Genomic DNA, 13,826 nt, shown 5'->3' on the forward strand with positions numbered 1-13,826 from the left:
GCCCTGACGGGGCGCGGGCTTGAGCAGTACCGGTGCCCGAGCCACGCGAGCGGACGGTTCGACTGGCGGCCTCAGCGGCGGAGGCCGTGGGGCGGCTCCGAGGTGCCGAGGACCATGAGGGTCTTGGTGCCGGTGACGTGGCGGCTGCGGCGCAGGAGGTCGATGACCCGTTTGAGGTCGTCGACGTCGCGTGCGCGGATGAGCGCGACGGCGTCGGGGTCGCCGGCGGTGGTGTAGAGCGTTTCGACCTCGGTGATGCCGATCGCGACGGAGGCGATGTCGTCGACCTTGGTGCGGCCGTCGAAGCGCAACTCGACGAACGCCTGCAGCGGCAAACCGAGTCGTCTGTGGTCGACGATCGCGGTGTAGCCGACGATCAGTCCTTCCTGCTGGAGGCGGTCGACACGTCGCTTGACGGCGGGGGCGGAGATGCTGACGCGCTCGGCGATGTCGGCGAACGTGCGGCGGGCGTCCTGACGCAGCAGCGTGATGATCTCCTCATCCGTTCTGTCGATGTCCGGTTGATCGCTCATCTGCGCAAGATACTAACGTTCTTCCCGGCCTTGCGGCGATCTGTTGCGTGTCTGCCGCGTTTTGCGGCGGTCGGGTCGATCAGTGGCATCGATGTCCATAGCCTGCGGGCATGTCTTCTTCTGTGATCGACAGAGATTCGATCGAGACGCCCGGCGAGCTGGCCGTGCTCGACGTCGTGCAGCGGCGGGTGCTGTGGCTGGCGACCTCGATCGTCCACCACGCCAACCGCGTCCGCGAGACGCCGTCGGGCGTGAAGGTGGGCGGCCATCAGGCGTCGTCGGCATCGATGGTGAGCATCATGTCGTCGCTCTTCTTCCACCACCTGCGCGGCCCGGACCGGGTGTCGGTCAAGCCGCACGCGGCGCCGGTGATGCAGGCGATCAGCTACCTGCTCGGGACGCTGGAGGAGCGCTGGCTGACCGAGCTGCGCGCGTTCGGCGGGCTGCAGAGCTATCCGAGCCGGACGAAGGACCCGTATCCGGTCGACTTCTCGACGGGCTCGGTGGGGATCGGCGCGACGGCGACGTTGTGGAGCAGTCTCGCGCACCGCTACGTCGCGGGGCACTTCGACGTTCCGCAGGGCGGCCGTCAGGTCGCGCTGGTGGGCGACGCGGAGCTGGACGAGGGCGCGATCTGGGAGGCGCTGGTCGATCCGATGGTGCCGAGGCTCGGCGAGGCGATGTGGATCGTCGACCTCAACCGCCAGTCGCTGGACCGCGTCGTGCCCGACATCGCCGCGGGGCGGATCGGGAAGATGTTCGAGGCGGCGGGCTGGCAGACGATCACGCTCAAGTACGGCCGTTTCCTGCGCGAGCTGTTCGAGCGCGACGGGGGCGGGGATCTGCGGCGGCGGATCGACGGGATGGCCAACGAGGAGTTCCAGCGGCTGCTGCGCAGCCCGGTCGCCGAGCTGCGCGAGCGCTTCCCCGGCGAGGGGCGCGGGCGCAGAAGCGTGGCGCGGCTGGTCGCGCAGCTCGACGACGCCGAGGTGCTGCGCGCGGTCCGCGACCTCGGCGGTCACGACCTCGGCGACCTGCTCGACGCGTACCGCCAGGCGGACGCCTCGGCCGACCGTCCGAGCGTGCTGTTCGCGTACACGATCAAGGCGTGGGGCCTGCCGACCCAGGGGCATCCGGCGAACCACTCCGCGCTGCTGTCGACAGAGCAGTGGAAGCGCCTCGCGGGCGAGCTCGGCGCCGACGCGCAACGACCGTGGGCGAAGTTCGCGGCCGCGAGCGCCGAGGCGCGCCTGTGCGCGGCAGCGGCCGAGCGGCTGCGGCGGGACCCGACGCAGCGGCGCGAGCCGCCGCCGGTGCCGCCGGAGGTGGGGCGCTCGCATGCGGGCAGAGCCTCGACGCAGCAGGCGTTCGGGCGCTTCTTCTCCGACGTCGCGCACGCCGCGCCTGCGGTCGCCGATCACGTCGTGACGGTCAGCCCGGACGTCGCGTCGTCGACGAACCTCGGCGGCTGGATCAACCGCGTCGGAGTCTGGAACCCGGGCGAGCGGATCGACTGGTTCGCCGACGACACCGACACGCTCGTCAGATGGCGCGAGTCGCAGCACGGCCAGCACGTCGAGCTGGGGATCGCGGAGGGCAACCTCGTCGGGCTGCTCAGCGAGCTGGGAACGACCTGGTCGCGCGACGGGCAGCCACTGCTGCCGATCGGCACGATCTACGACCCGTTCGTCAACCGCGCACTGGAGCCGTGGTCGTTCGGCATCTACGCCGGCGCGCAGGCGATCCTGGTCGGCACGCCGTCCGGTGTGACGCTGGCGCCCGAGGGCGGCGCGCACCAGTCGATCACGACCCCGTCGGTCGGGCTCGAGCAGCCTGGGTGCGTGGCGTGGGAGCCGGCCTTCGGGCAGGACCTGGAGTGGACACTGCTGCACGCGCTGTCGCGGCTGGGCCGTGACGACGGCGTCTCCGCCTACTTCCGGCTCAGCACCCGCCCGCTCGACCAGGCGCTCGCCGCAGTGCCCGAGGAACCCGTGGCGCGTGAGCTCCGCCGCCGGCACGTGCTCGCGGGCGGGTACGTGCTGCGCGCCGCGCCCGCGCCGTCGCCGGCGGTGACGCTCGTGGGCATCGGCGTGACGATGCCCGAGGCGCTGCGCGCCGCGCAGGAGCTGGCGGCCGACGGCGTCGAGGCCGACGTCGTCTGCCTCACGTCGGCCGACCTCGTCTTCCGCGCCCTTCAGGCGCGGCAGGGGCTCGACGAGGGCTCCGACGAGATCCTCGATGTGCTGCTGCCGGCCGAGCGGTCGGCGCCGATCGTCACGGTGCACGACGGGCACCCGCACACGCTCGCGTTCCTCTCCGGCGTCAACGGCTCGCCGATCGCGTGCCTGGGCGTACGGGACTTCGGGCAGGTCGGCGACGTCGCGGACCTCTACCGCCACTTCGGCATCGACGCCGACACGATCGTCGGCGCGACCATCGACCTGCTCGTCTGAGCACGAGGACCAGACCAGATGACGACGATCACGATGCCCAAGCTCTCCGACTCGATGGAGCAGGGCACCATCCTGACCTGGCTGATCGACGACGGACAGCCCGTCGCCAGAGGCGACGAGCTCGTCGAGATCGAGACCGACAAGGCGACCCAGACCTGCGAAGCCGAGGCCGACGGCACCCTGCGCATCCTCGCCCCCGCCGGCAGCACCGTCACGGTCGGCGAGACGATCGCCGAGATCGGCGGACCGGCCGCCATGACGGCTGAGCCCGCCGCACGCGAGCGCCAAGCGGTCGCGCCGTCGGCGTCGGCGGCGACCGGCGTGCCCCCGTCGCCCGCTCCCAGCACCGGCCCGGCGGGCAATGGCAGCGCTGCCGTGGCGGAGGGCCAACTCGCGACGCCGCTCGCGCGCCGTTTCGCTCGAGCGCACGACGTCGCGCTTGCGGAGGTCGCCGGCACCGGACCGCGAGGGCGTATCTCCCGCGCCGACGTGCTGCGGAAGATCGGCCAACCGGTTCCCGTCGCACGGAGCGTCGAGGCCGCCAGCGCCAGCAGCCGGTCAGCTGGTGCCACGCCCGCCAGCGTCGCAGGTCCGACGCCAGCTCCGGTCCCGGACGGGGTGACCGTGCAGGAGCCGACGCGGCTGCAGCAGACGATTGCGCGGCGGATGGTCGAGTCGAAGTCGACGATCCCCGAGTTTCAGGTGCAGACCGAGGTCGCGATGGACGAGGCGATCGCGCTGCGGGCGCGGCTCAAGGAGCTGGCGGGCGGGGGCGGCGTGGTGCCGTCGTTCAACGACCTGGTCGTCAAGGCGGCTGCGGTGGCGCTGCGCCGGCACCCGCTCGCTAACGGCTCGTATCGCAACGAGCGCTTCGAGCTGCAAGCGCACGTCAATGTCGGCATCGCGGTCGCCGTCGACGGCGCGTTGATCGTGCCCACCATCCGCGACGCCGACGTCAAGTCTGTCGGGCAGATCGCGAGCGAGGCACGCGCGCTCGCCGGGCGCGTCCGCGACGGCAGGAGCACTGTGGAGGATCTCTCGGGTGGCACGTTCACCGTCTCCAACCTCGGGATGTTCGGGATGACCGCGATCACGCCGGTGATCAACGGCCCGCAGGCCGCGATCCTCGGGGTCGGAGTGATGCGTGAGGTGTTGCAGCGCGTCGACGGCGAGATCGTCGACCGGACGTTGATGACGCTGACGCTCTCCTGCGATCACCGGATCCTCTACGGAGCGGATGCCGCTCGGTTCCTGGCGGAGATCAAGCAGCTGATCGAGGCGCCGCTGGCGATGGCGCTGTGAGAACGGCCGTGTACGACTGCATCGTCATCGGGTCCGGTCCCGGCGGCTACGTCGCGGCCATCCGCGCGGCGCAGCTCGGGATGCGAACCGCCGTCGTCGAGAAGGACGCGATCGGCGGCCGGTGCCTCAACTATGCCTGCATTGCCGCGAAGGTCGGCTCCGCTCGGCCGACATCCTCAGTGAGTTCGACGAAGCCGGTGAGTTCGGCCTCGAATCGCTCCAGCCACCAGCGGACGACGGCGTCGAACCGCAGCCGTGGTGAGACGGGCTCGGTTCCGTCGCGCACCGCGGTGGTCAAGGCAGCGCGGGCGCGTCGTGCGTCGCCGAGGTCGCGGTCGATCGTGCGAAAGCGCAAGCGGCCGGCGTGGCGGCAGCAGACCGTGTACTTGCCATTGGGCTGGAGGTAGATGCCGCGCTCGACGCGCCGTCGTCGCGGCCGTTCCGGTTCGGTCGTGCATCCCATCGCGCATCGCTCCTCGCAGGCCGGGACGCTCGACGCTAGCTCGGCAGGCGCGAGGTTGCCCAAAAGTTGATCAGCCGCACAAAAGGGCGGTGCGGGCCGGCTCCGAAACGCAAAGAACCGCGCGCTTTGCAGGGTTCTTTGAGGTGGAGCTAGCCGGGCTCGAACCGGCGACCTCCTGGGTGCGATCTCCCGGCGAAGAATGCGGCGATTTGCAGGGACTTTGGGTGTCCCATGGATAGCCGATTGGGTGCCGGACTACCGCCGATATCGCCGGATCGTCGGGGATTCAGCCACTCGCGGGCCGTGAGTGGCTGGACGCGGAACGGGCTCGCTTCGGGCTGCGCTGCGCGCATGGGATTCGCCGACGCGGCCGTGGGCGTCGGGCCCGGATCATCGACGCGCGCCGCGATGCGCCGGCGCGGGCGCGGCTGAAGGCGGCGGGGATGGTGCTCGTCGGCCGCCGCTCGGCGGGTCAGGCCGTGTCGCCGAGCGGTCCGCTGGCCGCGGCGAGCACTCGCCAGCCGTGTGTGGCTTCGTGGATCCAGGTGCGGCTGTAGCGGGCACGGGCGGTGAATGCGTGGCCAGCGTGGATGCCGGCGAGCTCGACGTCGACGATCGTCGAGCCGGTCGAGCCCTCGGCAAAGCAATGTCGCGACAGTTCGGCGAAGCGCTCGATCCGCAGCGTCCCGGAGCGGTAGTTGTCCAGGTCGGCGTCGCGGTCGAGCTCGCTCCCGTCGGGCCCGACGTAGACGACGTGCTCGTGCAGTTGCTGCCCGATCGCGTCGGGGTCGTTTGCGGCGATCGCGGCCTGGAGAGCGGACTCGGCGGCGTCGAGCGCGGCGAGCGCGGGGCCGGCAGGGATTTCGGCGTCGGGGAGGCGATTCGTCATCCGAGCACCGTAACGCGATCCAGCGGGCGCGGGCACCGCGCGGGCGTCGAGGCCGAGCGCCGCGTCGGGGGTGCGATAGCAGCTCGCTCGTCGCTGAGGTGGGCAAGGAGCGCCAGTTCGGTAAAACGGACAACGTCGAAGACCGGTTCGCGCAGCTGCTCGAAGATTGCTCTCAGCTCGGTGTCATCGCGAGTGAGAAACTGGGTCGCGATTTCATCGGCGAACAGCGCGCGGAAGCTCGCATAGTCCTTGCCGCCCTCTATGGAGCTGTCGATGCCTTGAGCGCCGCGCATTGCCTGCGCGAGTTCTTCTTGGTCCGCCGCAGCTCGACCGGGATGCATCGTCGGGTAGTGGAAGAGCGTTACGCGCGAACGCTTGAGCATCTGTACCCACTAGTCGGCTCTCACGCGCGTCTGGTGTCGTAGGCCCATATCGCGATCTCGACACGGTTACGGGCGCCGAGCTTGGTCATCAACGAAGCCACGTGGGTCTTGACCGTGCTCAGGCCGACGAAGAGTTCGGTGGCGATCTCGGCGTTGGTCCGGCCGCGCGCCACCAGCGCGAGCACCTCCTCCTCGCGCTTGGTCAGCGGGTCGATGGGCTGAACCGGCACTACCGGCGCCTGGTCGGCGAAGGTCGCCAACAGCCTGCGGGTGACGTTGGGGGCGATCAGCGCGTCCCCGTTGGCCGCCGCGTGGATGGCCTGCACGAGGAGCTCCGGCCCGGCGTCCTTGAGCAGGAAGCCTCGGGCGCCGGCGCGCAGGGCGCCAAGGACGTACTCATCGAGGTCGAAGGTAGTGATCACGACGACCGCCATCGGGTCCGCCACGTCCGGCCCGGCCAGGCGCCGCGTCACCTCGACGCCATCGAGCCCGGGCATCTGGATGTCGACGAGGAGGACATCGGGACGCAGTCGGGTCGCCAGGTCGAGCGCCCCTGGCCCGTCAGCTGCCTCGCCCACGACTTCGAGGTCAGGTTGCGCGCCGAGGATCATCACCAGCCCGGTCCGGACAAGGTCCTGGTCGTCTGCCACAACGACGCGAATGCTCATGCCGGCGCCTCCACGGGCAGCACGGCCTCGACCACCCAGCCACCCTCGGGCACCGGCCCCGCGGAGAGCGATCCGCCGAGCAGCTTGGCGCGTTCGGCCATGCCCAACAGGCCGAACCCAGGCTTCGGAGCTGGCCCGGGCTCGGTCCGTCCATCGTCGGCGACGCGCAGCCTGACGGCGTCGCCCTCCCGGCGTACGTCGATCCCGACGCGGGTCGCGCTCCGGGCGTGCCGTATGGCGTTGGTCAGGGCCTCCTGCGCGAGCCGGTAGACCGCGGCGTCCACGGGTCGCGCCAGCCGGGTCAACGAACCGGCCAGCGAGACCTCGACGGTTGGCGTCGCGTCGGCGCGCGCCAGAGCAGGCAGGTCCGCGACACCCGGCTGAGGTGAGTATGCGACGGCTTCCCCCTCACGCAGCACCCGCACCGTGGACCGCATCTCCGCCAGGGTTCGCGACGCCTCCGACTCGATCGCCGAGAGAACCTGGGCAGCTTTCTCGGGCTGCGTGCCGGCAACCGCGACACCGGCCTGCGCCTGCACCGCGATGGCCGAGACATGATGGGCCACGGTGTCGTGCAGCTCGCGAGCCAGCGCCACCCGCTCCTGATTACGGATCTCGAGCTGTTGGCGATGCCAGAGGTCCGCGCGATAGCGGAACACAGCCGCAAGGGCGACGAACACCAGCAGAAAAGCGCTCCCGCCGAAGATGTCGGCCCAGCCCGCGGAGGAGACGTACATTCCCAGCGCGACGACAGCCGTCACGAACGCGATCCCCAAGACGAGCTCCCGTCCCGAGCCCCACCGCACCAGGGAGTAGAGCAGGATCAGGACGGCCATCGTGGAGTAGAGGCCGAGGTCCCCGGTGTGCGCAGTCAGCTGGAGGACCGAGAGCAGCCCGGCGACGCCGAACCCGAGCACAGCGGCCGTCAGGGGGTGGCCCCGCCGCCACAGCAGGGCAGGCATCAGCGCCAGGGCGAGCACAATCACAAGGGGTCGCCAGGTCAAGCCCGGCCGAACGATGCCCTCGACCAAGGCGGCCGCCGCGAACACGCCCGCCAGCAGCCAGTCGAGACGACCGATGGGTGGAGCGTCAGCAGGCCGCGGCTCATGCCAGATGGAGCGCCGCACAGTGACCACGGCTCCAGCCTAGGGATCGGCACGCCTCGGCGGTACCCGCCGAAAGAACGAGAGATAGACCATGCCATCGGCCAGGCGAACTCCGGCCTCCGGACCGATGTGCCCGCCGCCGGGCTCAGCGATCGTGGACCTACCGATCCGCACCGCAACAACGGAGCCCATGATGAGAACACGTCACCCCACCACCACACTGGATGACCAGCCGATCCCGGTGCGAGCCAAGCTCGCCGCAGCGTGGACAAGCTTCATGTTCCTGTACGCCTACGTGGACATCCTCAACTTCTTCACGCCCGGCGTCATCAAAGACATCCTCGACGGCAGGGTCTTCGAGTTCGACCTCTCCCAGACCTTTTCGACCACGGCGCTGACCCTCGTGGCCATCCCGATCCTCATGGTCGTGCTGTCGACAACGCTGCCCGCCAGGGTGAACCGCATCGCGAACCTCATCGTGGCCTCGCTCTACGTCCCCGTCACGGCATTCAACGCGGTGGGCGAGTCCTGGCTGTACTTCTACGGCCTTGGCATCGTCCTGGAAGGCATCCTTCTCGCCCTCATCATTCGGTACGCCTGGACCTGGCCCCGCACAGCACCTTCGGCGACCATGGCGACCAGCCCGGCTCGTGAAACCGTTCGCGCCCAGCAGCAAGCGTGAACCCAAGAGCAGTCCCCGGGCCTATCCTGCGATCTGAACCACTAATCGGCTCTCACAGCACCTGGACCGATCCTCGGGGTCCGGTCACCAGCGCCGCGGTTGCGCTCGGAGTTCGACGATGCCCGCTACATGTCGGCCCTCGCGCGTCTTCGACTTCGACATGACCTGCCCGCTGATGGTCGCCGGCAACTGCACCTTCCTCGGCATCTTCGACGCAGAACCCGACGCCAGAGGCGAACCCACCCTCAGAGGCATAGCCGAGCTGGACGGCGAGCCCACGCGAACTGGAGACGCCGGTCGTGCTGCATGCGAGTGGCGTCGCCCCGACCACACGAGGTCCACCACGACGATTGCGAGACGGCGGATTGGTCGGCGTCGAGACAGAGCGTCATCGTCTTGCCGGCGTCAGGTGTTCGTGTCCTCGTGATCGGGTTCGTCGTGCTGGAGGTGCCATTCCAGGGCGGCGGTGACGATCTCGGCGGGTGCGTAGCCGGTGCGCTCGGCGACGCGGTGCACGACCTCGGCTGCATTGTCGTGCAGTGGCAGTGGCGCGACGCGTCCGGGCTTCATCGCTTCGAGGAGGGTGAGGATGTCGGCGACGGCCTGGTGGTGTTCTCGCAGTGCGTCGATGCTGCTGCCGTTGAGGATAGTTGGCTCGCAGCAGCTCGGCGACGCGCGTTGCGACGAGTCGGTCGATCACGTCGCCGGCGACCTCCGGTGGCCGACGATCGCCCTCAGACGCGAACTTCCTCTCCTGGATGAGGAAGCGTTGGAGGGCGATCCGCGCGCGAGTGTGCGCTACACGACCTTGGGCATGTCGATCAGGCTTCCGGCGTCGTGGTAGAAGACCCGATTCTCGACGATCTTGCCGTCCTTGATCGTGAATTGCTCGATGAACTGGGTCAGCTTTCCGGCCGCGACGTCTGTGATGCCGACACACGCCGCGACCCGGTCGCCGTCGGCGATGGTGTGATGCACCGTGATCGAGGAAACGTCGAGGTACTTCGGCAGGACCTGGGCGAGACCGAGGAATTCGTCCTTGCCGTGGTAGGTCTTGCCGAAGGGCATGAATAGCGGCTCGATGACCGTCACGTCGTCGGCCAGGAACGAGAGCACTCCCTCGACGTCGCCGTTGTTCGCTGCGGCGAACATCGCTTCGACGATCGCGCGGCTCTGCTCGGTTTCGGATGAGGCTGCGGACATGGCGTTTCTCCTTTGAGGTGAGCAATCTCGTGCGCCGGGCACCCGGATTGCCTCCGGCTTGTGGACGGCTTTCAGCAAACCGCGAATCTCGCAAAGGTGGGAGTCCCTGTTGAGAGAGGTACTGGCAGGGTCTCCCAGGCAGGGAGAATCGGATCTAGGCTTGGGAGCGTGGACACCAAGCAGGAGATCCGCGACTTCCTCACCTCCCGTCGCGCCCGGATCACGCCTGGGGAGGCGGGGCTGGCGTCATACGGCAGCCGCCGCGTTCCCGGACTGCGCCGCGAGGAGGTCGCCGTGCTGGCCGGCGTGAGCGTCCCGTACTACACCCGCCTTGAGCGCGGTGACTTGAGCGGGGCCTCCGACAGTGTGCTGGAGGCACTGGCCCGGGCGCTCCAGCTCGACGACTCCGAGCGCTCCCACCTCTTCGACCTCGCCCGCTCCGCGCAGCCGACCCGGGAGCCCGCCAGCCGACGCAAAGCCAAGCAACGCGTCCGCCCTCACGTTCAATGGACGCTCGACGCGATGATCGGGATCCCCGCCTTCGTGAGCAACGAGCACCTCGACATCCTCGCCGCCAATCAGCTCGGCCGCGCGCTCTTCTCCGAGCTCTACGCCACGCCGGAGCGGCCCGTCAACACCGTCCGGTTCGTCTTCCTTGACCCACGAGCCGAGACGATCTTCGGAGACTGGGACCGTATCGCGAGCGAATCGGTCGCCGTCCTGCGCTCGGCCGCCGGACGCGATCCGCACAACCGCGACCTCTCAGACCTCGTCGGCGAACTGGCGACGCAGAGCGAGGCATTCCGCGCCCGCTGGGCCGCGCACGACGTCCGCTTCCACAACACCGGAGTCAAGCGCTTCCATCATCCCGTCGTCGGCGACCCGCACTTGACCTACACCCGGTTCGAGCTCGCCGCCGACCCCGGCCTGACGCTCTTCACCTACGTCGCCGAGCCGGGCTCACCCTCCGAGGACGGGCTGAAGCTCCTCGGCAGCTGGGCGGCCACCGCCGACGCCGAGCCGGCGTCGGCGACAGAACTCAGCTGAGTCGACATCCCACGACCGAAGGAGGGCAAGCCGTCGATGTCGGTTCGGCCAAGACCTCCGTTTCGATCGCGTTGGACTTCTGGCTCTGGATCAACAGAGCCGCTGCCGAGCGACAGCGCCCATCAGCTTCAGACTCCTGACCGGCGCGACCCTGCGCTGGATCGCGCCGGCCCTTCTCTCGTTGGGTCCCGGCGGCCGGCTCGTCGTAGTCCTGGAGCAGGCGCAGCAGGGCGGCGTTGGCGACCTCGGATGGCGTCTGTCCGGTCTGCCGTGCGAATGCGTGGCCGCGTTCGGCGAGGTCGTTGGGCAGTTCGACCGCAGTGGTCCCGGGACGGATCTCCGTCAACATCGTGAGCACGTCGCCGACGCGCTGTTGTTGCTCGCGCAGCCGGCTGACGCCGCCTCCGTTCAGAAGGCCCTGACAGGCGTCGTCAAGGGCCTCGGTCGCGTCGCACAGCACGCCGTGGAGGGCGTCCGCGATCACTTCGCGTTCGCTGGTCACCGTCTGGTCGCCATCGCGCGGCGTCGCGTCCCAGCCGAGCTGGTTGAGCAGATGACCGATCGCTGCCAGCGTCCAATGCTGGCCGCGCACATCGACCAGCGCGCCGGGCACGTCGTCGTGTTGGGCGACGGTGCGGTGAGCGACCTCCGCCTTGGTCCCGTACAAGATCAGCAGCGAGCTGGTGACGGCAGGGATGTGCGATGCCGGGACAGTGAGCGTGGTGGTGGTCATCGGCGTGTTCCTGGGCGTGCGAGGAGCAGTTCGGTGCGTTGCAGGCGGCGCACCACGGTACGGATCAGGTCGCCGAAGCGTTCGCGGACGAGCCGGTCGATGACGGCGCCGGCGAGCTGTTCGGCTGTCTCGTGGCCGGCAAGTCGGGCGAGTGTGGCGTCGTGGATGTACTTCGCCTTGGCGATCCCGAGCTGTTCGGATCGTGCGCCGAGGCGGGTCCATGTGTCGGCGTCGAAGCGGACGGTGGTCGCGATCATCGCTGGCTGGCCTCCTCTTCCGCTCGGTCCTCGTAGAGCTGGATCATCTCGGCGAGGGGCACGTCGAGTCCTCTGGCGAGTTTGAGCATGATGCGGAAGGTGGGGTTGATCTCGCCGCGTTCGATCGCGCCGATGTAGTTGCGGTGCAGTCCGCTCACGAACCCGAGCCGTTCCTGGGTCAGTGAGCGTCGGGCGCGCAGCTCTCGCACGGCTCGGCCGAAGATGCGGTGCGCGTTGCTCTGCTTGTCGGCGGGCACTGGTCACTCCTCCCCGGGGAACGGCTCGGCTGCCGAACCGCGAACGTCGGCGGGAAGTTCGTTGAGCAGCTCCTCGCAGAGCCTGAAGACCTTGCGGTCGTGCTCCGGCGCGATGTCGCGCTCGGCGGCGTCTCCGGCTGGGATGTGCTCGGCGAAGTCGAGCGCGTGCATGCCGGTGTCGGTCATCAGCCGTGAAAGCGCCCGCGCGTAGACGGGGTCCGGGAGCGTCAGTTCGATCGTCGCGCGCGGGTCCTCGCACGGCCAGCCGAGGTCGTCCAGCAGCCGCCACTGGGCTTCGCAGCGGGTGCGCAGCACCTTGGCGAGCTTGATCTGGCCGGTGCGGACGAGGTTGGGGACTGCGGAGAGGCGCGCGAGGTCGTTCAGAATTGCTCCGTGCAGCAAATCGCGTTGCTGGCGGGTCAGGTGGCGGGCCATGTCAGACGCTCATCTCGGCGGCCCAGCGGAGCATCGCGGCTGGGGCCGGGCCGGTGCGTGCGAGCAGTTCGGGGCAGATCTCCACGACCAGCCGGCAGTGCCGGACGTCATCGGCGTGGGCGTAGCCGTCGTCGTCGATCAGCCCGTGTTGGCGGTGGGAGTCGAGTCGGTCGGCGGCGACCGCGCAGAGGTGCTGGGCTGCGAGGCTGAGCGATGGCGCAGGGAGCCGCAGGAGGACTTGCTGGCTGACTTTGTCGGGTTCCCAGCCGAGGTCGTGCAACAGTTCCAGCACGGTCGCGTTCCGGGTGCTGAGCAGCTCGGCGAGCGGCCAGTCGTCGTTCTCGATCGCGAGATAGACGTCGCCGATCTCAGCCAGGCTTGCGATCGCCTCCTCACGCAGCGCGTCGCGCTGTTCGCGGGTGATGATGTATGGCATCGTCGCCTCCTTGAAAAGGGTCGACGGCACCAACGTGATCCACGGCGTTCGGGGCAGGGGACCGCGCGCACGCTTCTCCGGCATGCGAGACAATCGGACCTGTACCGAGGGCCTTGAACCTTCGGTGCCAGGCCCCGGGGCGCTATCAACGTCGCCGGGGCCACCTTGTGGACGGGCGGGCACCACAACTCCGGTCGCCGCCGCCAGCCACCCCGAATCCGGCGGAATCCACCGGCATCCACGGCAATCCGCCGAAATACAGCCACTAGTGGCTGTAAGTGCTGCCGATTCACGCCGATTCCGCCCGATCCCCGAAACGACGAAACCCCCGCGTTAGCAGGGGTTTCGTTCCGATGGAGAGAACCGGGCGGCGTACAAACCGGACCGTCGTGTCGGCGGCGGCGCTTGCAACGTGAGCTTGGTCGCTTCAGGGCGTGTCGTCGAGCGGCACCAGCAGGCGGACGTCGGCGACGTCTTGAACGAGCTATGTGACGGCAGCCCGGACGTCCCTGATGTGACGTTTGTGCCCGGTAATCAGTTGGTCACGCACCGTCTTCAGCGTGTTCTTCGCTGGTGGGGCGTCATCATGCGACCCTGGGCTCAAGCGCGGACTCACGTTGCGCCAGACGCCCTTTTCCTTCTCGTCGTCAAGAACCTCACAGAGCTTGGGAACGAGCTTTTCAAGGGTCCATTTCTTGTAGTCGCCCAAGGAAGCGCGCTCCCCGCCTCCTGGCGCTTTCGCACGAGGATCTCCTTGGCCAAGCGCTCGGCCGCGACGCGGAGTTTCTGCGCGCCGGTATCACGCAATGACGGCGTCTCCTTGATGAACGCCTTTGCCTCGTTCAGGAGTGCCTCTGCTGTATCGGTTCCCTTGATCACAACAGTGCCCTTTTCAGGTTCGTCGAGCGTGGCAGTGAACCCGTCTATCTGATGCGCGTTGCTCAGCAGAGTGCGCATATGCGAGTCATGAGACGTGACA

Annotated in this window: 18 protein-coding genes and 1 pseudogene; 5 read left to right on the top strand and 14 right to left on the bottom strand. The window is 68.9% G+C overall.

Going from position 1 to position 13,826, the window contains the following annotated elements:
• Nucleotides 1–71: 71 nt before the first annotated feature.
• A complete protein-coding gene (locus CWOE_RS03340; protein WP_012932157.1) occupies nucleotides 72–533 on the bottom strand; it encodes an Lrp/AsnC family transcriptional regulator in 462 nt (153 codons plus the stop codon).
• Nucleotides 534–643: 110 nt separating this feature from the next.
• Between CWOE_RS03340 and CWOE_RS03345 the strand changes: the two genes are divergently transcribed.
• The 3 genes and pseudogenes from CWOE_RS03345 to CWOE_RS34045 all read left to right on the top strand — a co-directional run.
• Entirely contained in the window at nucleotides 644–2,986 is a 2,343-nt protein-coding gene (locus CWOE_RS03345; protein ID WP_012932158.1) for a transketolase-like TK C-terminal-containing protein, read from the top strand.
• Nucleotides 2,987–3,004: 18 nt separating this feature from the next.
• Complete coding sequence (locus CWOE_RS03350; RefSeq protein ID WP_012932159.1) at nucleotides 3,005–4,288, top strand: dihydrolipoamide acetyltransferase family protein; 1,284 nt, start codon at nucleotides 3,005–3,007, stop codon at nucleotides 4,286–4,288.
• Nucleotides 4,285–4,440: pseudogene (locus CWOE_RS34045) on the top strand (FAD-dependent oxidoreductase); the annotation flags it as partial. The gene CWOE_RS03350 and the pseudogene CWOE_RS34045, both read left to right, overlap by 4 nt.
• On the opposite strand, the gene CWOE_RS34050 reads toward CWOE_RS34045, so the two are convergent.
• The 5 genes from CWOE_RS34050 to CWOE_RS03375 form a co-directional block, all read right to left on the bottom strand.
• Nucleotides 4,419–4,751: a hypothetical protein gene (locus CWOE_RS34050; protein WP_012932160.1), complete on the bottom strand. Its 333-nt coding sequence runs from the start codon at nucleotides 4,749–4,751 to the stop codon at nucleotides 4,419–4,421. The pseudogene CWOE_RS34045 and the gene CWOE_RS34050 overlap by 22 nt on opposite strands.
• 472 nt (nucleotides 4,752–5,223) lie before the next feature.
• The gene (locus tag CWOE_RS03360; protein ID WP_012932161.1) at nucleotides 5,224–5,640 is read right to left on the bottom strand and encodes a nuclear transport factor 2 family protein; all 417 of its coding nucleotides are present in this window, start codon (nucleotides 5,638–5,640) and stop codon (nucleotides 5,224–5,226) included.
• Nucleotides 5,637–6,023, bottom strand: a complete 387-nt coding sequence (locus CWOE_RS03365; protein WP_148260876.1) for a hypothetical protein — start codon at nucleotides 6,021–6,023, stop codon at nucleotides 5,637–5,639. The genes CWOE_RS03360 and CWOE_RS03365 overlap by 4 nt, the downstream gene beginning before the upstream one ends.
• 20 nt (nucleotides 6,024–6,043) lie before the next feature.
• Nucleotides 6,044–6,691: a response regulator gene (locus CWOE_RS03370; protein ID WP_012932163.1), complete on the bottom strand. Its 648-nt coding sequence runs from the start codon at nucleotides 6,689–6,691 to the stop codon at nucleotides 6,044–6,046.
• Entirely contained in the window at nucleotides 6,688–7,827 is a 1,140-nt protein-coding gene (locus tag CWOE_RS03375) for a sensor histidine kinase (RefSeq protein WP_012932164.1), read from the bottom strand. The genes CWOE_RS03370 and CWOE_RS03375 overlap by 4 nt, the downstream gene beginning before the upstream one ends.
• Before the next feature lie 163 nt (nucleotides 7,828–7,990).
• Here CWOE_RS03375 and CWOE_RS03380 point away from each other — a divergent pair, with 163 nt between their 5' ends.
• A complete protein-coding gene (locus CWOE_RS03380; RefSeq protein ID WP_012932165.1) occupies nucleotides 7,991–8,479 on the top strand; it encodes a DUF6326 family protein in 489 nt (162 codons plus the stop codon).
• A gap of 405 nt (nucleotides 8,480–8,884) precedes the next feature.
• Here CWOE_RS03380 and CWOE_RS33270 read toward each other — a convergent pair whose 3' ends face one another.
• On the bottom strand, nucleotides 8,885–9,049 hold the full coding sequence (locus tag CWOE_RS33270) for a hypothetical protein (protein ID WP_012932166.1): 165 nt from the start codon (nucleotides 9,047–9,049) through the stop codon (nucleotides 8,885–8,887).
• A 228-nt stretch (nucleotides 9,050–9,277) separates the two neighbouring features.
• On the bottom strand, nucleotides 9,278–9,682 hold the full coding sequence (locus CWOE_RS03390; protein WP_012932168.1) for a nuclear transport factor 2 family protein: 405 nt from the start codon (nucleotides 9,680–9,682) through the stop codon (nucleotides 9,278–9,280).
• 168 nt (nucleotides 9,683–9,850) lie between these two features.
• Between CWOE_RS03390 and CWOE_RS03395 the strand changes: the two genes are divergently transcribed.
• Complete coding sequence (locus tag CWOE_RS03395) at nucleotides 9,851–10,729, top strand: helix-turn-helix transcriptional regulator (protein ID WP_012932169.1); 879 nt, start codon at nucleotides 9,851–9,853, stop codon at nucleotides 10,727–10,729.
• Here the strand turns inward: CWOE_RS03395 and CWOE_RS03400 are convergent.
• From CWOE_RS03400 to CWOE_RS32430, 6 genes are all read right to left on the bottom strand, one after another.
• Complete coding sequence (locus CWOE_RS03400; protein ID WP_012932170.1) at nucleotides 10,722–11,462, bottom strand: hypothetical protein; 741 nt, start codon at nucleotides 11,460–11,462, stop codon at nucleotides 10,722–10,724. The genes CWOE_RS03395 and CWOE_RS03400 overlap by 8 nt on opposite strands.
• The gene (locus CWOE_RS03405) at nucleotides 11,459–11,719 is read right to left on the bottom strand and encodes a hypothetical protein (protein ID WP_012932171.1); all 261 of its coding nucleotides are present in this window, start codon (nucleotides 11,717–11,719) and stop codon (nucleotides 11,459–11,461) included. Before CWOE_RS03405 ends, CWOE_RS03400 begins: the two co-directional genes overlap by 4 nt.
• Complete coding sequence (locus tag CWOE_RS03410; protein ID WP_012932172.1) at nucleotides 11,716–11,976, bottom strand: helix-turn-helix domain-containing protein; 261 nt, start codon at nucleotides 11,974–11,976, stop codon at nucleotides 11,716–11,718. The genes CWOE_RS03405 and CWOE_RS03410 overlap by 4 nt, the downstream gene beginning before the upstream one ends.
• 3 nt (nucleotides 11,977–11,979) lie before the next feature.
• Nucleotides 11,980–12,411: a hypothetical protein gene (locus CWOE_RS03415; protein ID WP_012932173.1), complete on the bottom strand. Its 432-nt coding sequence runs from the start codon at nucleotides 12,409–12,411 to the stop codon at nucleotides 11,980–11,982.
• Between the two features lies 1 nt (nucleotide 12,412).
• Nucleotides 12,413–12,847, bottom strand: a complete 435-nt coding sequence (locus CWOE_RS03420) for a hypothetical protein (protein ID WP_012932174.1) — start codon at nucleotides 12,845–12,847, stop codon at nucleotides 12,413–12,415.
• Nucleotides 12,848–13,459: 612 nt separating this feature from the next.
• Entirely contained in the window at nucleotides 13,460–13,804 is a 345-nt protein-coding gene (locus tag CWOE_RS32430) for a hypothetical protein (RefSeq protein ID WP_148260877.1), read from the bottom strand.
• Between the last annotated feature and the right edge of the window lie 22 nt (nucleotides 13,805–13,826).

Source organism: Conexibacter woesei DSM 14684, assembly GCF_000025265.1.
Classification (GTDB): Bacteria; Actinomycetota; Thermoleophilia; order Solirubrobacterales; family Solirubrobacteraceae; genus Conexibacter; species Conexibacter woesei.